This is a genomic window from Mycobacterium malmoense, assembly GCF_019645855.1.
Lineage (GTDB): Bacteria > Actinomycetota > Actinomycetes > Mycobacteriales > Mycobacteriaceae > Mycobacterium > Mycobacterium malmoense.
This window is the reverse complement of the sequence record NZ_CP080999.1, coordinates 1,819,714-1,839,266: the sequence shown is the minus strand read 5'-3', so window position 1 is coordinate 1,839,266 and position 19,553 is coordinate 1,819,714. Positions and strand designations below refer to the sequence as shown.

Annotated in this window: 18 protein-coding genes; 5 read left to right on the top strand and 13 right to left on the bottom strand. The window is 69.0% G+C overall.

Annotated features, from left to right (window positions below):
- Positions 1-149 precede the first annotated feature (149 nt).
- On the top strand, positions 150-713 hold the full coding sequence (locus tag K3U93_RS08565) for a TetR/AcrR family transcriptional regulator (protein ID WP_230981662.1): 564 nt from the start codon (positions 150-152) through the stop codon (positions 711-713).
- 10 nt (positions 714-723) lie between these two features.
- Positions 724-1,236, top strand: a complete 513-nt coding sequence (locus K3U93_RS08560; RefSeq protein ID WP_071510200.1) for a GNAT family N-acetyltransferase — start codon at positions 724-726, stop codon at positions 1,234-1,236.
- On the opposite strand, the gene K3U93_RS08555 is transcribed toward K3U93_RS08560, so the two are convergent.
- From K3U93_RS08555 to K3U93_RS08545, 3 genes are read right to left on the bottom strand one after another with little or no spacing between them, the layout of a single operon-like run.
- Positions 1,223-2,299: a PDR/VanB family oxidoreductase gene (locus K3U93_RS08555; RefSeq protein ID WP_071510201.1), complete on the bottom strand. Its 1,077-nt coding sequence runs from the start codon at positions 2,297-2,299 to the stop codon at positions 1,223-1,225. The two genes, K3U93_RS08560 and K3U93_RS08555, sit on opposite strands and share 14 nt — an antisense overlap.
- Positions 2,300-2,301: 2 nt before the next feature.
- Positions 2,302-4,050, bottom strand: a complete 1,749-nt coding sequence (locus tag K3U93_RS08550; RefSeq protein WP_071510202.1) for an SDR family oxidoreductase — start codon at positions 4,048-4,050, stop codon at positions 2,302-2,304.
- A 4-nt stretch (positions 4,051-4,054) separates the two neighbouring features.
- Complete coding sequence (locus K3U93_RS08545; RefSeq protein WP_071510203.1) at positions 4,055-4,972, bottom strand: metal-dependent hydrolase; 918 nt, start codon at positions 4,970-4,972, stop codon at positions 4,055-4,057.
- 86 nt (positions 4,973-5,058) lie between these two features.
- On the opposite strand from K3U93_RS08545, the gene ald reads away from it, so the two are divergent.
- Positions 5,059-6,174 (top strand): alanine dehydrogenase, encoded by a 1,116-nt coding sequence (gene ald / locus K3U93_RS08540; RefSeq protein ID WP_071510204.1) that lies wholly within the window; start codon positions 5,059-5,061, stop codon positions 6,172-6,174.
- Here the strand turns inward: ald and K3U93_RS08535 are convergent.
- The 5 genes from K3U93_RS08535 to K3U93_RS08515 all read right to left on the bottom strand — a co-directional run bounded on the left by K3U93_RS08535 (position 6,171) and on the right by K3U93_RS08515 (position 12,581).
- On the bottom strand, positions 6,171-7,190 hold the full coding sequence (locus tag K3U93_RS08535) for a nitronate monooxygenase (RefSeq protein ID WP_071510205.1): 1,020 nt from the start codon (positions 7,188-7,190) through the stop codon (positions 6,171-6,173). The genes ald and K3U93_RS08535 overlap by 4 nt on opposite strands.
- A gap of 4 nt (positions 7,191-7,194) precedes the next feature.
- Positions 7,195-8,544, bottom strand: a complete 1,350-nt coding sequence (locus K3U93_RS08530) for a M16 family metallopeptidase (protein ID WP_083010020.1) — start codon at positions 8,542-8,544, stop codon at positions 7,195-7,197.
- On the bottom strand, positions 8,522-10,831 hold the full coding sequence (locus K3U93_RS08525; protein WP_083010019.1) for a polyribonucleotide nucleotidyltransferase: 2,310 nt from the start codon (positions 10,829-10,831) through the stop codon (positions 8,522-8,524). The genes K3U93_RS08530 and K3U93_RS08525 overlap by 23 nt, the downstream gene beginning before the upstream one ends.
- 381 nt (positions 10,832-11,212) lie before the next feature.
- Positions 11,213-11,482: a 30S ribosomal protein S15 gene (gene rpsO, locus K3U93_RS08520; protein WP_071510208.1), complete on the bottom strand. Its 270-nt coding sequence runs from the start codon at positions 11,480-11,482 to the stop codon at positions 11,213-11,215.
- Between the two features lie 118 nt (positions 11,483-11,600).
- Positions 11,601-12,581, bottom strand: a complete 981-nt coding sequence (locus tag K3U93_RS08515) for a bifunctional riboflavin kinase/FAD synthetase (protein ID WP_071510209.1) — start codon at positions 12,579-12,581, stop codon at positions 11,601-11,603.
- A gap of 184 nt (positions 12,582-12,765) precedes the next feature.
- Here K3U93_RS08515 and mntR point away from each other — a divergent pair, with 184 nt between their 5' ends.
- Positions 12,766-13,470: a manganese-binding transcriptional regulator MntR gene (gene mntR, locus K3U93_RS08510; protein WP_071510210.1), complete on the top strand. Its 705-nt coding sequence runs from the start codon at positions 12,766-12,768 to the stop codon at positions 13,468-13,470.
- Positions 13,471-13,568: 98 nt separating this feature from the next.
- Here the strand turns inward: mntR and K3U93_RS08505 are convergent, their stop codons facing one another.
- The 5 genes from K3U93_RS08505 to pptH all read right to left on the bottom strand — a co-directional run bounded on the left by K3U93_RS08505 (position 13,569) and on the right by pptH (position 18,763).
- A complete protein-coding gene (locus K3U93_RS08505; RefSeq protein ID WP_083010018.1) occupies positions 13,569-14,807 on the bottom strand; it encodes an acyl-CoA dehydrogenase family protein in 1,239 nt (412 codons plus the stop codon).
- A gap of 7 nt (positions 14,808-14,814) precedes the next feature.
- Complete coding sequence (locus K3U93_RS08500; RefSeq protein WP_083010017.1) at positions 14,815-16,005, bottom strand: lipid-transfer protein; 1,191 nt, start codon at positions 16,003-16,005, stop codon at positions 14,815-14,817.
- A gap of 225 nt (positions 16,006-16,230) precedes the next feature.
- Complete coding sequence (gene truB, locus K3U93_RS08495; protein ID WP_083010016.1) at positions 16,231-17,106, bottom strand: tRNA pseudouridine(55) synthase TruB; 876 nt, start codon at positions 17,104-17,106, stop codon at positions 16,231-16,233.
- The gene (pptT, locus tag K3U93_RS08490; protein ID WP_083010015.1) at positions 17,103-17,789 is read right to left on the bottom strand and encodes a 4'-phosphopantetheinyl transferase PptT; all 687 of its coding nucleotides are present in this window, start codon (positions 17,787-17,789) and stop codon (positions 17,103-17,105) included. Before pptT ends, truB begins: the two co-directional genes overlap by 4 nt.
- Positions 17,786-18,763, bottom strand: a complete 978-nt coding sequence (gene pptH / locus K3U93_RS08485) for an ACP phosphodiesterase PptH (protein ID WP_083010014.1) — start codon at positions 18,761-18,763, stop codon at positions 17,786-17,788. The genes pptT and pptH overlap by 4 nt, the downstream gene beginning before the upstream one ends.
- A gap of 182 nt (positions 18,764-18,945) precedes the next feature.
- Here pptH and K3U93_RS08480 point away from each other — a divergent pair, with 182 nt between their 5' ends.
- Entirely contained in the window at positions 18,946-19,536 is a 591-nt protein-coding gene (locus K3U93_RS08480) for a DUF3558 domain-containing protein (protein WP_071510216.1), read from the top strand.
- Positions 19,537-19,553: the final 17 nt, after the last annotated feature.

Sequence of the window (19,553 nt, the reverse complement as noted above, 5' to 3'; positions counted from 1 at the left end):
ATCTGAGCTGTCCTCCTCGGGTAGGAATGATAGGCGCGGCCGCCAAGAAATAACAGTACCGTCTATGAAAATGGTAGGCTCGGCGGGTGACCGAAGCCAAGGTCGGCGGCCGGCGCCCCAACCGGCGTGGCCACGCGACGCGCGAAAACATGCTCGAGGCCGCGCTGAAGTCGCTGGCCTCCGGCGAGCCGGGCTCGGTGTCGGCCAACCGGATCGCCAAGGAGATCGGCGCCACCTGGGGCGCGGTGCAGTACCAATTCGGCGACACCGACGGCTTCTGGGCCGCGGTGCTGCACCGCACCGCCGAGCGGCGCGCCGCCACCTTCACCACGCCGGCACGACCGGACGCGCCGTTGCGCGAGCGCGTCGCGGCCATCATCGACACCCTCTATCTGGGCCTGGCATCGGCGGACTCGCGCGCGATCGAAAACCTGCGGGCGGCGCTGCCCCGAAACCCCGACGAGCTCGAACGCCTCTACCCGCGCACCGCCGCCGAGCTGTTCTCCTGGGGCAAGAGCTGGCTGGAGACGTGCCAGCACGCCTTCGCCGGCCTCGACGTCGACCCGGACCGGGTGCGCGAGGTGGCCGCCCTCATCCCCGGCGCCATGCGCGGCCTGGTGTCCGAACGCCAGCTGGGCTCCTACGCCGACCTCGACATGGCGCGGCGGGGTTTGACCAACGCGTTGGCCGCCTACCTGGAGCGACGGCCTTAGCCTTGAACGTGTGGAGGCCAGCGACATCCGGATCCGCGCAGCCAAGCCGGACGATTTCGCCAACATCGCGGAGATGCACTATCCGGTTTGGCGACGGTCCTGGGCCGGAATACTGGCGCCGCCCTTGCTCGACATCCTCGGTCCGCCGAAACGGTGGGTCGCCGAGATCTACCCGCGAACCCTGAGTCGCCGCGGCTGGAGCATGTGGATCGCCGAGGCCGGCGGCCAGACGCTGGGCGTGGCCATCTTCGGGCCCGACGATGCGACCCCCGACGACCTCCAGATCGACGCCCTCTACATCGCGGAGGAAAACCAGCGGCACGGCATCGGCGGCCGCCTGCTCGACGCGGCACTGAGCTCACGCCCTTGCGGCGACGTGACCTTGTGGTGCGCCGAAAGGAACGCCAAGGCGCGCCACTTCTACGAGAAGAACAACTTCCGGCTCGACGGCCGCACGCTCGATTGGGAGCCGCTTCCCGGTGTGAAGGTGGCCCACGTCGGCTACCGGCTCAGGCGTCGATGACGATCCGGTCGCCGTTCGCCCGCGACACACAGACCAGCATTTCGTCATCGCCCACCGCGGTGCGGCTCCGGTAATCGACCTGCCCCGCAAGGACTTTCACCTTGCAGGTCCCGCAGAAGCCCTGCCGGCACGAGTAGGGGGTCGTCGGATCCCGGTCGAGCATGACGTCGAGCGCGGACCGATTCGCCGGGACGCTGAGCACTCGCCGCGACCGCGCCAGTTCCAGCTCGAACCGAACCCCGTCGACCACCGGCGGCGGGCTGAACCGTTCGTAATGCAGTGGCGCGTCGGCGTGTTCGTCGCGGGCCACCCGCACGGCTTCCAGCATGGCGGTCGGCCCGCACACGTAGACGGCCGTCGTCGGACCGGCGCCGGCGAGCAGTTCGTCCACGGTGGCGATGCGGCCGCGCTCGTCGTCGGCCCACACGGTCACCCGGTCGGGGGCCACCGACACCACCTCGTCCAGGAACGGCATGTACTCCCGGCTGCGACCGGCATAGACTGCGCGCCAACCGATTCCGCGCTGCTCCGCCACCCGGATCATCGGTAGGATGGGCGTCACGCCGATGCCGCCGATGACGAACAGCACGTCGCGCTCGGCCGTGCCGAGATGGAACGCGTTGCGCGGGCCTTCGAACGATAACGTGTCCCCCACCCCGAAAGCGGCGTGCATCTCGACGGAACCGCCGCCGCCGTCGGCGATCCGGCGGATGGCGATGCGGTAGTCGGTGCGCCGCCCGGGCGGACCGCACAGCGAGTACTGCCGGCGCCGGCCCGAGGGCAGCTGGACGTCGATGTGCCCGCCGGGCGACCAGGACGGCAGCAATCCGCCGTCCGGGGCGGCCAGCGTCAACGCGACCACATCGGGGGCGACGAGCTCGCGCTTGGTGATCACCGCGGATTGCGTGCGCCGCACCGACTTTACCCGCGACGGCTGCCACCGCGAGGTCGAGGCGAATCCGTCGAACAACACGCGGATGCCCCACAGCACCGCGCCGAGGCGATCGCGTTCGCGCCGCCCGTACAGGTCGGCGGGCCTGGAATCCCAGATACCGTCCCGCATTCCTACGTCTGCCGAATGTCCAAGCGCGCCAACAGCCGAAGCGCCGACGGACTGATGCGCCGCATCGCGTAGCCGATCCTGGACTCGGCGGCGATCGGCAGCACGGCCGGGCCGGTCTTGACGGCCTTGACGATCGCGGTGGCCACGGCCTCCGGCGGGTAGTTGCGGCGCCGGTAGGCCGCGTCGGCCTTCTGCCGGGCCCGGTCCTGCCGTTCGGCCGACATCCCGGCGTAGACGGTGCTTTTGGCGATGTTGGTGTTGACGAATCCGGGGCACACCGCGGTGACGGTGATGCCCTCATCGGCGAGGTCGGCGCGCAGCGATTCGCTGAAACCGAGCACCGCCGCCTTGGTGGTGCTGTAGGCGACCATGGATTTCGATGGCATGTACGCCGCCGCCGACGCCACGTTGATGATCGTTCCGCCCTCGCCGCGCTCGACCATCTGCGCGCCGAACGCCCTGCTGCCGGCGATGACGCCGCGGACGTTGACGCCCATGATGTCGTCCCAGTTCGCGGGGCTGGTTTCCAGGAAGCGGCCCGCCATCCCGATGCCGGCGTTGTTCACCAGGATGTCGACCACGCCGTGCTCGTTAAGCACTTGCGCGGCAAGGTCATTCATCGCCTTTTCGTCGCTGACGTCGACCCGGTACACCGCGGCCTCGGCGCACGCGGCACGAACGGCATCCGCGGTTTCGTTGGCCGCGGCGAGGTCGCGATCGACGATCGCCACCTTGCGGGCGCCGCGCCGGGCCAGTTCCACCGCGGTGGCCCGGCCGATGCCCGCACCCGCCCCGGTGACCAGCGCGAGTTTGCCCCGCACCTCCCGCGGACCGCCGCGGGCCGCCGACGGGCTCGAAGCGGCGCCGGCGTTTTGATCGACCCACTCGCCGGTCAGCCGCGCGATGACGTCGGGACGCGACGTCACCACCCAGTGCCCGCCCTCGATGGGAATCACCCTGCCGCCGGCGGGAATCGCGCCGGTGAACCGTTGCAGCGCGGGCGTCACGAAGATGTCCCGGCGCGGCACCAGAACCTGAACGGCAACGGTGGTTCCCGGCGGCTGGGGGCCCGGCGATAAAAACGGCGCGGGCATGTTCGCCCGGTACAGGTTGAGCCCGTTGACATAGTCGGCGACCGAGCGCGGGATCGCGCCGCGCCGGCTGCGGGTGCTCGACCGGCCGATGCGTTCAAACGCCTCAACGACTTTCGCACCGAGCCCCGAGCGAAATGCCAGTTCGGGCACAACCGGGCACAGGAAGAAACCGATATAGCCCGACGCCAGCAGCTGCCGAGCGACCTGAGCCACGGCCCGGGGGCTGCGCGCCGACCGCAGGAAGGCGCCCGCGTACTGCAGGTGCGGGCCCGAAATCGACGTGAACGACGCGACTTTGCCCATCACCGAATCGTCGGTGACCGCCGCCCAGGCTTGGATCGAGCCCCAGTCGTGGGCCAGCAAGTGAACCCGCTCGACGCCCAGGCCGTCGATGACCGCGCCGAGGTCGGACACCAGCTGCACGAAGGCGTACCCGGATCGCTTTGCCGGACAAGATGATTCACCGGCCCCGCGCACGTCGTAGGCCACAAAGTTGTAGCGCTCACCGAGTTCCGAGGCCACGCCGTCCCAGACGTGGTGGTTGTCCGGCCAGCCGTGAATGGCCAGGATGGTCGGGCGCGCCGGATCGATCTCGGTGTAGCGGTGGACGGCCAGGGTGACGCCGTCGGAGGCGGTGATGCGGGACGTGACGGTCATGGGCTCAGTGCGAGGCGCGCGCGGCGGGTGAGACGGCCAGGTAGTCGACGGCCAGCCCCAGCCCGCCCAGCTGCGACGGGTGGAAACCCGGCCGGTAGTAGGCACCGACGCCCCGCACGAATTTCATCGGGCCGGGCACCAAGCCCCGGCGCGCCGCCGTGAAGTAGTCGCGCCAGCGCGGCTTGGTCCCCGGCGGCAGGTACGGGTCCACCGAGTACAGGAATCGCACCCCGCGGATCCACAGCAGCAGCATGGCCGGCCCCACGACCAGCTGGGCGCGCGCCCGCCGCCAATAGCCGGCGCGGAGGTGCTTCATGGTGTCGAACGCGACGGCCTTGTGCTCGACCTCTTCGGCGCCGTGCCAGCGCAGCATGTCCAGCATCACCGGGTCGGTGCCGATGGCGTCGTGGGCCGGCGAGTTCAGCACCCACTCGCCCAGGATGGCGGTGTAGTGCTCGATGGCCGACACGAACGAAACCTGCTCGAGCAGCCAGCTGTGCTGCCGTCGCGGGCCCCAGCCGGGCCTGGGGCCCAGCAGCTTCTCGAACAGCCACCCGATCTGGTCGGTGTACGGGGTCAGGTCGACGCCCCGGGCGGCGAAGTGGGCGAGCACTTTCGAGTGTGCCTGGGAATGCAGGGCCTCCTGGCCGATGAATCCCTGCACGTCCAGCCGCAGCTGATCGTCCTTGATCAGCGGCAGCGCCTTCTTGAACACGTCGACGAAAAACTCCTCGCCCGCGGGCAGCAGCAGGTGCAGGACGTTGAGCATGTGGGTGACGAACGGCTCACCGGGCACATAGTGAAAGGGCAATTTCGACCAGTCGAAGTCGACGTCGCGGGCCTCGAGGACCAAACGCTCGTGGTCCAGGGACGCCCCTAGCCTCGAATGCGGACCCGCTGCCTGATCGTCGACGGTGAACATCGTGGCCCCCTACCCTTCGACCGCTGGCCAGTATAGAACGCGGTCGCACGTTTGCCGGCCTGCCGAACTTTCTTCACACTTGAGGCATGCGCGTCGGCATTCCCACCGAGACCAAGAACAGCGAATTCAGGGTGGCCATCACCCCCGCCGGCGTCGCCGAACTGACCCACCGCGGCCACGAGGTGCTCGTCCAGGCCGGCGCCGGGGAAGGGTCGGCGATCGCCGATGCGGAGTTCAAGGCGGCGGGCGCCCAGCTGACCGGCACGGCCGAACAGGTGTGGGCCGAGGCCGACCTGCTGCTCAAGGTCAAGGAACCGATACCCGCCGAGTACGGCCTCCTGCGACGCCGCCAAATCCTGTTCACCTACCTGCACCTGGCCGCTTCCCGCGCGTGCACCGATGCGCTATTGGCCTCCGGCGCAACGTCGATCGCGTATGAGACCGTCCAGGCCGCCGACGGCACGCTGCCGCTGCTGGCCCCGATGAGCGAGGTCGCCGGCCGGCTCTCCGCCCAGGTCGGGGCCTATCACCTGATGCGGACCCAAGGCGGGCGCGGCGTGCTGATGGGCGGGGTGCCGGGCGTCAAGGCCGCCGACGTCGTGGTGATCGGCGCCGGCACCGCCGGCTACAACGCCGCCCGCGTCGCCGGCGGCATGGGGGCGTCCGTCATGGTGCTCGACGTCAACATCAACAAGCTGCGGCTGCTCGACGCGGAGTTCGGCGGCCGGATCGGCACCCGCTACTCGTCGGCGTACGAGCTCGAAGGCGCCGTCAAGCGCGCCGACCTGGTGATCGGCGCCGTCCTGGTGCCCGGCGCCAAGGCTCCCACACTCATCTCGAATTCGCTTGTCGCACAGATGAAGCCGGGCGCGGTGCTGGTGGACATCTCCATCGACCAGGGCGGCTGCTTCGAGGACTCCCGGCCCACCACCCACGATCACCCGACGTTCGCCGTGCACGACACCCTGTTCTACTGCGTGGCGAACATGCCCAGCGCGGTGCCGAAGACGTCGACCTTCGCGCTGACCAACGCGACGATGCCGTACGTGCTCAAACTCGCCGACCACGGCTGGCGAGCGGCATGCCGGTCGGATCCCGCTCTGGCCCATGGGCTTTCGACGCACGACGGGGCGCTGCTGTCCGAACGGGTGGCCGCCGACCTCGGCCTGCCGTGCACCGACCCGGCCAGCGTGTTGGCCTAACCGGTGAGGCCGGCGATGATGTCGGCCGCCGGCCCGGATTGCGCCTTCCGGAACGATGTTCCGGCCCAGAGCGTCATCCCGTTGGGGTCCTCCAGGTTGGCCGCCGCCGCCCGTATCGGCGACGTCATCTGGTTGACCTCCGGGTAGCCCAGCGGCGCCACGTTGTCGAGCAGGCGGATGAACTCGTTCTCCAGGCCCCGCCCGTACCGGCCCGAGAACGCGCGCGTGACGATGGTGTTGGCGAAGAGCTGATTCTTCATGGCGGCGCGGTGCGCGGGGTTGGTGCCCGCCTCGTCGCTGAGCAACAGCGCCGTGCCGACCTGGGCGGCCACCGCCCCCCTGTCCAGCACGCCCGCGACATCCTCGGCGGTGCCCAAACCCCCGGCCGCGACGAGTGGGACGTCGTGTGCGCTGCGGATCCGGGCGAGCAGATCGCGCAGCGACTCGGTGCCGGGTTCCATGTCGGGCGCGAAGGTGCCGCGGTGCCCGCCGGCGCCGGGACCCTGGACCACCAGGCTGTCGGCGCCGGCGGCGATGGCCACCCCGGCCTCGTAGGCCGACGTCACCGTGACCATCACCAACAGGCCCAGCGCGCTCAACCGCCGAAGGACATCGGGCGACGGCACACCGAAGGTGAAGGAGACCAGCTCCGGGCGCACGTCGGCCACCACCTCGAGCTTGCGTTCCCAGTCGTCGTCGTCGCCGTACTCGGGCCGGCCGACCTCGACCTGGTAGTACTCGGCGATGCCTTCGAGTTCGTCCGCGTAGTAGTCCAGTGCCACCCAGTCGGCGACACTGGGTTGGGGCACAAGCAGGTTGACACCCAGCGGGCCGGTGGTCATGGCGCGGGCGGCGGCGATGTCGTCGGCGAACCGCTCCGCGCTGATGTATCCGGCGGGGATGAAACCGAGCCCGCCCGCGTTGGACACCGCGGCGGCCAACGCCGGGGTGCCGGGGCCGCCGGCCATCGGCGCACCCACGATGGGCACCATGATGTCCCAGAAGCCCAGTACCATCCGGCTAATGTACCATCGCCCGAAGTTGTTGGGGCAGTGATCGTTTCGAGGTGTACGGACCCAGAACGGCGGCGCCGTAGGGCTTGCCCAGCAGCCGGCGGGCCACGGCGTTGACCTCCTCGACGGTCACCCCGTCGATTTGCCGCAGGGTGTGCTCGATGCTGCGGTGTTTGCCGTAGTTCAATTCGCTGCGGCCGAGGCGGCTCATCCGGGAGCTGGAATCCTCTAGGCCCAGGACGAGCCCGCCGCGCAACGAGCCCTTGGCGATGCGGCATTCGGCCTCGGTGAGGCCGTCGCGCGCCACCGCCTGCAGCACCTCACCGGTCACCCGCATGACCTCGGCGAAACGCTCCGGCAGGCACGCGGCGTACACCGACAGCGCGCCGCTGTCGGCGAAGATGTCCAGCGTCGAGTAGACCGAGTAGGCCAGCCCGCGCAGCTCGCGAACCTCTTGGAACAGCCGGGAACTCAGGCCGCCGCCCAGCGCGGTGTGCAGCACCGACAGCGCCCAGCGATGCTCCCAGCCGCGCCCGGGGGTGCGCACGCCCAACGACACGTGGGTCTGCTCGGCGTCCCGGTGGACCAGCGCCAGTCCGGGGTGGCCGGGCACCCGCCCGGCGCCCTTGCGGGGGGCGGCGGGCTGCCGTCCGCGCACCAGACGCGACCCGAAATGCTCGCGCACCAGCGCGACCACCTCGTCGTGGTCGACGTTGCCGGCCACCGCGACGACCATCCGTTCCGGCGTGTAGCGCCGCACGTGAAACGAGTGCAGCTGCGCCCGCGTCATCGCCGACACCGACCGCGCGGTGCCGATCACCGGGCGGCCCACCGGGTGGTCGCCGAACAGCGCCGCCAGGAACATGTCGCCCAGCGCGTCCTCGGGGTCGTCGTCGCGCATCGCGATCTCCTCGAGCACCACGTCGCGCTCCAGCTCGACGTCGCCGGCGGCGCAGCGACCGTTGAGCACCACGTCGGCGACCAGGTCGACGGCCAGCTCCAGGTCGCTGTCGAGCACGTGCGCGTAGTAGCAGGTGTGCTCCCTGGCGGTGAACGCGTTTAACTCCCCGCCGACGGCGTCCATCGCCTGCGCGATGCCCACGGCCGTGCGGGTCGGGGTCGACTTGAACAGCAGGTGCTCGAGGAAGTGCGCCGCCCCGGCCACGGTGGCACCCTCGTCGCGCGATCCGACGCCCACCCAGACCCCGACCGACGCGGAGCGCACCGCGGGCAGGTATTCGGTGACCACCCGCAGGCCGCCCGGCAGGGTGGTGCGGCGCAGTGCGGCCGGGGATTGGGCTTCGGCGGTCCGTAGCCCCCGCCGCAGCGCGGGATCAGCTGTTGGCCGTCGCGGCATCGGCTGGTGCGGCCTCCTGGGGAGCCCCGGCATCGGCGGGGGCCGAGCTGTCTGCTGAATCGTCGTCGGCCACCAGGACCAGAGAGATCTTGCCCCGCTTGTCGATATCGGCGATCTCGACCTGCAGCTTGTCGCCGACGTGCACGACGTCCTCGACCTTCGCGATGCGCTTGCCCTTGCCGAGCTTGGAAATGTGCACCAGACCGTCACGACCGGGCAGCAGCGACACGAACGCACCGAAATCCGTTGTCTTGACCACGGTTCCGAGGAACCGCTCGCCCACCGTCGGCAGCTGCGGATTGGCGATGGCGTTGATCTTGTCGATCGCCGCCTGCGCCGAGGGGCCGTCGGTGGCGCCGACGAACACGGTGCCGTCGTCCTCGATGGAGATCTGCGCCCCGGTCTCCTCGGTGATCGAGTTGATCACCTTGCCCTTCGGGCCGATGACCTCACCGATCTTGTCCACCGGGACCTTGATGGTGGTCACCCGCGGCGCGTACGGGCTCATCTCGTCGGGCGCGTCGATGGCCTCGGCCATGACCTCCAGGATGGTCAGCCGGGCATCCTTGGCCTGCGCGAGGGCGCCCGCCAGAACCTGGGAGGGGATGCCGTCCAGCTTGGTGTCGAGCTGCAGCGCGGTGACGAAGTCCTTGGTGCCGGCGACCTTGAAGTCCATGTCGCCGAACGCGTCCTCGGCGCCGAGGATATCGGTCAGGGTGACGAAGCGGCGCTCGGTCTTGCCGGCCTCAACTTCTATGTCGTCGGACACCAGGCCCATCGCGATGCCGGCCACCGGCGCCTTGAGGGGCACTCCGGCGTTGAACAGCGCCAGCGTGGACGCGCACACCGACCCCATCGACGTCGAGCCGTTGGAGCCCAGCGCCTCGGACACCTGTCGGATGGCGTACGGGAACTCCTCGACGCTCGGCAGCACCGGCACCAGGGCCCGCTCGGCCAGCGCGCCGTGCCCGATCTCACGCCGCTTGGGCGAGCCGACCCGGCCGGTCTCGCCGGTGGAGAACGGCGGGAAGTTGTAGTGGTGCATATACCGTTTCGTGGTTTCCGGACCCAGCGAGTCGATCTGCTGGGCCATCTTGACCATGTCCAGCGTGGTGACGCCGAGGATCTGGGTCTCGCCGCGCTCGAACAGCGCGCTGCCGTGCGCGCGCGGGACGACGGCGACCTCGGCCGACAACGCGCGGATGTCGGTGATGCCGCGGCCGTCGATGCGGAAATGGTCGGTCAGGATGCGCTGGCGGACCAGCTTCTTGGTCAGCGAGCGGAACGCGGCGCCGACCTCTTTCTCACGGCCCGCGTAGGTTGCAGAGTCCCCAGTGAGCCGCGCGAGCACCTGGGCCTTGAGCTCGTCGGTGCGGTCGTTGCGTTCGGCCTTGCCGCCGATGGTCAGGGCGGCGGCCAGCTCGTCGGTGGCCAACGAGGACACCGAGTAGTACACGTCCTCGCCGTACTCGGGGAACGTCGGGTATTCGGCGGTTGGCTTCCCCGATTTTCCGGTCGCGTCGGCCAGCTCCTGCTGTGCCCTGCACAGCTCCGCGATGAACGGCTTGGCCGCCTCCAGCCCTTGGGCCACAACGCTTTCCGTCGGCGCCTGGGCTCCCCCCTCGACGAGCGCGATGACGTTTTCGGTGGCCTCGGCTTCGACCATCATGATCGCGATGTCTTTTTTGTCGGCGTCGCCGACTATGCGGCCGGCCACCACCATGTCGAAGACGGCACGCTCGAGCTGCTCCACGGTCGGGAATGCCACCCAGGTGCCCTCGATCAGCGCGACCCGCACACCACCGATCGGTCCCGAGAACGGCAGACCAGCCAGCTGGGTGGACGCCGACGCGGCGTTGATCGCCAGCACGTCATACAGGTCATTGGGATCCAGGCTCAGGATCGTCACCACGACCTGGATCTCGTTGCGCAGGCCGTCGACGAACGACGGGCGCAGCGGGCGGTCGATGAGCCGGCAGGTCAGGATCGCGTCGGTCGACGGCCGGCCCTCGCGGCGGAAGAACGAACCGGGGATGCGGCCGGCGGCATACATCCGCTCCTCGACGTCGACGGTCAGCGGGAAGAAGTCGAAGTGCTCCTTGGGGTTCTTGCTGGCGGTGGTCGCCGACAGCAGCATGTTCTCGTCGTCCAGATAGGCGACGACGGCGCCGGCGGCCTGCAGGGCCAGGCGGCCGGTCTCGAAACGGATGGTCCGGGTGCCGAAGCTCCCGTTGTCGATAACGGCGGTTGCCTCGAACACGCCCTCTTCAATTTCAGCTACAGACATGGGTGTCCGTACGGCCTCTCTCGGTTATTCAGCTTTTTTGCGTCGTCACGCGCAACTTCGCGGGACAACCCACCGGCCCCGACGGGTCCGTGAGTCACCCTGAGAGCTTGCCCATGGGCTCCTTAGAGCTAAATGCCTGAATGCGGCTACGGCCATCGATCGAAGCGGCCGACCTGCCCCAGATCCGGAGAGCCCGGCCGCCACTACCGAAGACCGCCCGATGCAGACTGGGCCGCTCCCTCGCGACATGCGCGTGACACGCTGGAACGGCACGCGCGGATCTGCGCGTACCGCACCGTTTGCTCGGGTCGAAACCGACCCAGAACGCCCCCACTCTACACGGGCGAACTCGGCCTGCTAGCGAGGGGTTTGTCGGGTAGCTCAGCGACGCAGACCCAGCCGCTCGACGAGCGAGCGATAACGCTCCACGTCGATCTGGGACACGTACTTGAGCAGCCTGCGCCGGCGCCCCACCAGCAACAGCAACCCCCGCCGCGAGTGGTGGTCGTGCTTGTGCACCTTGAGGTGCTCGGTGAGGTCGGCGATCCGCCGGGTCAGAAGCGCGACCTGGGCCTCCGGGGACCCGGTGTCGGTGTCGTGCAGGCCGTATTGGCCCAGAATTTCCTTTTTCTGCTCGGCTGTCAGCGCCACGAAATGTCTCCATCGATTGGTCCGCGATCATGAGTGTCCACGCGCGGCCACCGCGAACCGCAGCACGCGCCGATGTCGTCCGGCAGTTTAGCAGCCGGGCCGTGCGCCACCCGAATCGTCAGTCGGTAAGCAGGGCACGCGCCCGGTCGGTGTCCACACCCATCGCGGCGACGAGATCCTTCACCGAATCGAACTTGCGCTGGCCGCGGATGCGCGCGACGAAGTCCACCGCCACGTGCTGTCCGTACAGGTCGGCGGCGGTATCCAGGACGAACGCCTCGACGGTGCGGGTGCGTCCGGAGAAGGTCGGGTTGGTGCCGACGGACACCGCGGCCTGGTAGCGCTCCCCCGGGACGATCGCCCCGGGGGCCCCCGCCCCCTGACCGTGCCCGAGCACGGTGAACCAGGCCGCGTAGATGCCGTCGGCCGGAATGGCCGAATACATCGGCGGCGCCACGTTGGCGGTGGGGAAGCCCAACTCGGCGCCTCGCCCGTAACCCCGGACCACCACGCCTTCGACGCGATGCGGGCGGCCCAGCGCCTCCGCGGCCGCCACCACGTCGCCGGCGTCCACGCAGGAGCGGATGTACGTGGAGGAGAACGCCACGGTCTCGTTGCTGTGATGCTCGGACAGCAGCGACATCGCCTCCACCGCGAACCCGAACCGCTCGCCGGCGCGCCGCAGGTTGTCGACGTTGCCGGCCGCCTTCTTGCCGAAGGTGAAGTTCTCCCCCACCACGACCTCCACCACATGCAGGTTTTCCACCAGCAGCTCGTGGATGTAGCGGTCCGGGGTGAGCTTCATGAAATCGGTGGTGAACGGCATCACCAGGAAGACGTCGATGCCCATTTCCTCGACGAGCTCGGCGCGCCGCGTCAGCGTCGTCAGCTGCGCCGGGTGACTGCCGGGATAGACCACTTCCATCGGGTGCGGGTCGAACGTCATCAGCACGGTTGGCACGTTGCGCGCGCGGCCGGCCTTCACCGCATGCGCGATCAGCTCGGCATGGCCGCGATGCACACCATCGAACACCCCGATGGTGAGCACGCATCTGCCCCAGTCCGTGGGAATTTCGTCCTGGCCGCGCCACCGCTGCACGACCGCAAGCCTACGGCGCGCAGGGGCGACACGGCGTGCCGGCAATCCCGCGGGCGTCGAGCCTGCGCTGAGGGCGCCGAAACTGCGCCTGGCGTCGTACTTGTCCGCTTGGGCGCACCCTCACCGCAGACTCGAGGCCGGGCAGCGCAGCGGATCCACGTAGGTTTGCCTAAACTTTCTGCTTGTGAGGGCTGACGACGAGCCTGGCGGTATCACCGCGGTCGGCCAGGACTATCTGAAGGTCATCTGGAATGCCCAGGAGTGGTCCACGGACGGGAACACCGCGAAGGTCAGCACCAAGATGCTGGCCCAGAAGATCGGGGTGTCGGCCAGCACGGCGTCGGAGTCGATTCGCAAGCTCGCCGAACAGGGCCTGGTCGACCACGAGAAGTACGGCGCCGTGACCCTGACCGAGGCGGGCCGCCGGGCGGCACTAGAGATGGTGCGCCGGCACCGGCTGCTGGAGACGTTCCTGGTCAATGAGCTCGGCTACGGCTGGGACGAGGTTCACGACGAGGCCGAGGTGCTCGAGCACGCGGTGTCGGATCGCCTGGTGGCCCGCATCGACGCCAAGCTGGGGTTCCCGCGGCGCGACCCGCACGGTGACCCGATCCCGGCCTCCGACGGGCGGGTGCCCACACCGCCGGCGCGTCAGCTGTGGTCATGCGGCGACGGGGACACCGGGACGGTGGCCCGAATCTCCGACGCCGACCCGGAGATGCTGCGCTACTTCGACAGCGTCGGGATCAATCTCGACTCCCGGCTACGGGTGCTGACCCGCCGGGAGTTCGCCGGAATGATCTCGGTGGCAATCGAATCCGCCGACGGCACCGAGAACACCGTCGATCTGGGCAGCCCGGCCGCCCGGGCGATCTGGGTCGTGGCCTAGCCTTTCGTTCGCCGCCTTCTTTCGCCGAGCGTGACGTCAGGGCGAGATTTCGCACCTTTTTTCGCCCTGAGAGCACGCTCGGCGCTGCCGCTTGGTGCCTAGCCCAGCAGGCCTTTGGCGATGTGGGTGACCTGCACCTCGTTGCTGCCGGCGTAGATCATCAGCGACTTGGCGTCGCGGGCCAGCTGCTCCACCCGGTACTCGGCCATGTAGCCGTTGCCGCCGAACAGCTGCACGGCCTCCATCGCGACGTCGGTGGCCGCCTCCGAGGAGTACAGCTTGATCGCCGAGGCCTCGGCCAGCGTCAGCGGTTTACCGGCCCGCTGACGCTCGATGGTCGCAAACACCATGTTCTGCACGTTCATTCGCGCGATTTCCATCTTGGCCAGCTTGAGCTGGATCAGCTGGAACTGCCCGATGTTGCGGCCCCACAGCGTGCGGGTCTTCGCATAATCCACACACAGCCGGTGGCATTCGTTGATGATGCCCAGCGCCATCATCGCGATCCCGATCCGCTCGGCCGCGAAATTGGCCCGGGCGCTGTCGCGGCCGTCGCCGTCGGCGTGCCGTTCGTTCTCGCCGAGCAGGCGGTCGGGGGTCAGCCGCACGTTGTCGAAGAACAATTCGCCCGTCGGCGAGGACATCATGCCCATCTTCTTGAACGGCTTGCCCTGCGTCAGGCCCGGCATGCCGGCGTCCAGCACGAAGACCAGCACCGGGCGGTTGCGGGGGTCCAGGGCGGGGTGCCCGTCGTCGGCGAGCTTGGCGTAGACCACCAGCACGTCGGCGTCGGGCCCGTTGGTGATGAACGTCTTCTGCCCGTTGAGGATGTAGTCCGCACCGTCGCGCTTGACGTGGGTCTTCATGCCGCCGAACGCGTCCGAGCCCGAGTCCGGCTCGGTGATCGCCCACGCCGCGATCTTTTTCAGCGTCATCAGGTCGGGCAGCCAGCGTTCCTTCTGGGCCAGCGTGCCGCGGCTCGCGATGGTCGCCGCGCCCAGGCCGAGGCTGACCGACGCGGTGCTCAGCAACCCGATGCTGACGGCGGCGATTTCGGAGACCAGCACCGCGACCATCGACGCCTGGGCGCCCATACCCCCGAAATCGCCTGTGTCTCCTTGCTTTTCGTTCTGCCCACTTCGTTCGCGGTCGAGCATCTTTGCGACCGACTCGGCGGCCAGCGCGTCGAGACCGAACTGGGCGAACAGCTTGCGGACGATCGGATAGGGCGACAGCGCACCGGTTTCCAGCTCGTCCAGGTGCGGACGGATCTCCTTGTCGACGAACTGGCGAACCGCGTCCCGAACCATCAGGTCGGTGTCGGACCATTCGAACATGGCGCCCTTAGCGCTCGGCCCGCTGGTACGCGGTCACGACGGCGGCGCCGCCCAGCCCGATGTTGTGCTGCAGCGCGGCGGTGACGTTGTCGACCTGGCGCTTGTCGGCGGTTCCCCGCAGCTGCCAGGTCAGCTCGGCGCACTGCGCCAGCCCGGTCGCACCCAGCGGGTGGCCCTTGGAGATCAGGCCGCCGGACGGGTTGACCACCCAGCGCCCGCCGTAGGTGGTGTCGCCGTTGTCGATCAGCTTGGGCGCCTCGCCCGGGCCGCACAGGCCGAGGGCCTCGTAGAGCAGCAGCTCGTTGGCCGAGAAGCAGTCGTGCAGCTCGATCACCTGGAAGTCCTCGGGACCCAGCCCGGACTGGTCGTAGACCCGTTGCGCCGCTTGGACATTCATGTCGTGGCCGATGAGGCCCTTGGCGCTGCCGTCGAACGTCGACGCGAAATCGGTCGTCATGGCCTGGCCGACGATCTCCACCGCCTGACCGGCCAGCCCGTGGCGGTCGACGAAGCCCTCCGAGGCCACGATCGCCGCGCCCGACCCGTCCGACGTCGGCGAACACTGCAGCTTGGTCAGCGGGTCGGAGATCATCTTCGCCGCCAGGATGTCGTCGAGGGTGTAGGGCTCCTGGAACTGCGCGTAGGGGTTGTTGACGGAGTGCTTGTGATTCTTGTAGCCGATCTTGGCGAAATGCTCTGCGGTGCTGCCGTATTGCCTCATGTGCTCGCGGCCGGCGGCGCCGAACATCCACGGCGCGACGGGCATCGCGAACTCGTCGATCTCGGCCATCGCCTTGACGTGCTTGCCCATCGGCGATTCGCGGTCCTGGAAGCCGCCGCCCAGCGAGCCGGGCTGCATCTTTTCGAAGCCGAGCGCGAGGGCGCAGTCGACGATCCCGCCGCGAACGGCCTGCGCCGCCAGGAACAGCGCCGTCGAGCCGGTGGAGCAGTTGTTGTTGACGTTGACGATCGGGATCCCGGTCATGCCCAGCTCGTAGAGCGCGCGCTGCCCGGACGTGGAATCGCCGGCGACATAGCCGACGTAGCCCTGCTGCACCTCGCGGTAGTCGATGCCGGCGTCGGCCAGCGCGTTGGTGCCCGACTCCCTGGCCATGTCCGGGTAATCCCAGCCCTCGCGGCGGCCCGGCTTTTCGAACTTCGTCATCCCCACGCCGACGACGTAAACCTTGTTGGACATCTTTGGCCCCTTCCGAACGGCTTGGAGAAGCGGCCCGCTGGCGATTGCCCAGGCCGCAATTAGACCCAATTAGACCCGGCCCCCAGTGTGCAACTTGGCCGTGTGGGACCGTCGGCCGGGGCCCCTTGCATAGCCTTTTGCATAGCCGCCGAGCCTGTAATTTTGCAGGTCTCGACTCGGACTTTGTCTGCAGATTTACAGGCTCGGCGAAGGGCGCGCGGCCCATTACAGCGTCGCCGGGCGGATCACCACCACCGGCTTGGTCCGCGGGCCCTCGTCGCGCAGCAGCGCGATCACCCGGCCGTCGGCGTCGGCGGCCGCATAGACGCCGCCGATGCCGGCCGCCGAAAGGGACCGGCCGTGACTGGTCGCCTGCGCCTCCTGGGCGGACAGGTCGCGGCGCGGAAACATCAGCAGGCACGCCTCGTCCAGGGTCCAGGTCAGCTCGGGCCGCTGCGCCAGGTCGTCGAGCGAGCGCGCCCGGTCCAGCCCGAAGCGGCCGACGCGGGTGCGCCGCAACGACGTCAGGTGCCCGCCCACCCCGAGCGCGGCGCCGAGATCGCGGGCCAGCGCGCGGATGTAGGTTCCCGACGAGCAGTCGACCTCGACGTCGACGTCCACCAGCCGGTCGTGGGCGCGGACATCCAGCACGTCGAAGCGGTCGATGCGCACCGGCCGGGCCGCCAGCTCGACGGCGTGGCCCTCGCGCACCAACCGATACGCGCGACGGCCTTCCACCTTGATCGCGCTGACCGCCGACGGCACCTGCTCGATGTCGCCGCGCAGTCCGGCGATCGCGGCGGCGATCGCCTCGATCGTCACACCCGACGCCGAAACGGATTGCAGCAGTTCACCTTCGGCGTCCTCGGTGGAGGTGGTCTGGCCCAGGCGGACGGTGGCGGCATACGACTTCGGCGTCGCCGTCAGCAGGCCGAGGACCTTGGTGGCGCGCTCGACGCCGATCACCAGCACGCCGGTGGCCATCGGGTCCAGCGTGCCGGCGTGGCCGACCCGGCGGGTGGAAAAGACGCGACGGCAGCGTGCCACGACGTCGTGACTGGTCATTCCGGCCGGCTTGTCGACGACCACCAAACCGCTCATAGCACGATCGCCGTAAGCACCAGCCCACGGTCGACCGACCACCGGCCCCGCAGCGCGGTCAGCGGCGGGCCCGACAGCGCCTCGCCGTCGATCAGGATCTTGGAGACGAACACGCCGGCGGTTCCCGTGCCGGGCGGATCGATGTCGAACACGATGTGGGCGTCCTCGAAACCCAGCCACCGCCTGGTCAGCGGAAACCATGCCTTGTACGTTGCTTCCTTGGCGCAGAACAGGATTCGGTCCCAATGCAGGCCCTCGGGCAGAGCGGCGATCTCGTGGCGTTCCTCGTCGAGCGTGATCGCGTCCAGCACGCCGTTCGGCAACACGTCGTGCGGTTCGGCGTCGATGCCCACCGAACGCACCGCGCCGGCGCGTCCCACCACCGCGCCGCGGTAGCCCGTGCAGTGGGTGAGGCTGCCCACCACGCCGTCGGGCCAGCACGGTTCTCCCTTGTCGCCCTTGAGGATCGGCAGCGGCGGCACGCCGAGCCGGCCCAGCGCGATCCGCGCGCAGTGCCGGACGGTGACGAACTCGTTGCGCCGCTTGGCGACCGACTTGGCGATCAGCGGCTCCTCTTCCGGCAACGGGACGAGGCCGGGCGGGTCGGAGTACACCTCCTCATACGCCAGGTCTTCGGACACCGTGTCGGGCAGCACCGCCGACACCAGCGTGCGTCCCGTCATCGCGACTGCCGCTGCCGCAATCGTTCCCGGAACTGCTCGGCCTGCCGGCGCATCTCGGGGGTGATCACGAAGTGACCGCCGAAGTCGTTGAGGTAGCCGGGCGCGTACTGCGGGTCCGGCAGCACCTGGCGCAGCCAGCTGTACGGCTTGCGGCGCCGCCACTCCCGCGGGTAACCCACCGACACCTCCTCGAAGCGCACCCCGTCATACCAGGTGGTTCGGGGAATGTGGAGGTGTCCGTAGACCGAGCAGACGGCGTTGTAGCGGGTGTGCCAGTCGGCGGTCTTGGTGGTGCCGCACCACAGCGAGAATTCGGGGTAGAACAGCGCGTCGCAGGGCTCGCGCAGCAGCGGGAAGTGGTTCACCAGGACGGTCGGCGTCATCCAGTCCAGCTCCTCGAGGCGGGCTCGGGTGACCGCGAGCCGCTCGTGGCACCAGGCCTCGCGGGTGGGGTACGGCTCGGGCGAGAGGAGGAATTCGTCGGTGGCCACCACGTTGCGCTGCCGCGCGATGGCCAGGCCCTCGGCTTTGCTGGTGGCCCCCTCGGGCAAGAAGGTGTAGTCGTAGAGCAGGAACATCGGCACGATCGTGGCCGGGCCGCCGCGTTCGGTCCACACCGGGAACGGATGCTCGGGCGTCACCACGCCCATCTCGTCGCACAGGGTGACCAGGTAGTCGTAGCGAGCCCGGCCGAAGACCTGCGCGGGGTCGCGGTTGGTGGTCCACAGCTCGTGGTTGCCGGGCACCCAGATCACCTTGGCGAAGCGGCGGCGCAGCAGGTCAAGCGACCAACGGATCTCGTCGGTGCGTTCGGCGACGTCGCCGGCGACGATCAACCAGTCGTCCGGAGACGACGGGTACAGCGATTCGGTGACCGGCTTATTACCGAGGTGACCGGTGTGCAGGTCGGAAACCGCCCACAGCGTGGGCTGTCCCCCGTTGGTCGATTCCTGCCCCGATTTCTGCCCGGCCACGACTAACCACCCTAATGACCCGGATTCGACCGGGCCGTTTCACGGCCTTGCCCGCCCGCCGGCGGCGCCCGGTCGGGGCCCCGTTGAAAGGCCGGACTAGAACAAGTTCAGGTTTCACTGTGACGGCGCGCACGTGACTTGTACACTCCCCGGCAAGGACCGCCGAGGCATCAGGAGGTGTCGTGTTCGCCAATGTGCGTCTGATTGGAGCGCTTGGTGCGCTTGCCACGGCGGTCATCGGGGGCACGGTGGGCTGGCAGGGCGCCTCGCCCACGCCGGGCGCGGGCGGGCCCGTCGAGCTGCGGTCGACCGCGGCGCCGATGGAAACCACCACCACCATGAAAAGCCCGATCGTGGCGACCACCGACCCACGCCCGTTCGACGCGTGCGAGGACATCCCGTTCGACGCCCTGCAGCGGCTCGGGTTGGCGTTCACACCGCCCCAACACGAGGACGGGCTGCGCTGCCACTTCGACGCGGGCAACTATCAGATGGCCGTGGAGCCCATCATTTGGCGCACCTACGCGCAAAGCCTGCCCGCGGACGCCGTCGAGACCACGATCCAGGGCCACCGCGCCGCGCAGTACTGGGTTGTGAAGCCGACCTATCACAACAGCTACTGGTATTACTCCTGCATGGTGACGTTCAAGTCCAGCTATGGGGTGATCCAGCAGTCGCTGTTCTTCTCGACCATCTACTCCAACCCCGACGTCGACTGCATGTCCACCAACTTGCAGCGGGCCAACGACCTGGCGCCCTACTACAAGTTCTAGGGGGCACGCCGCCCATT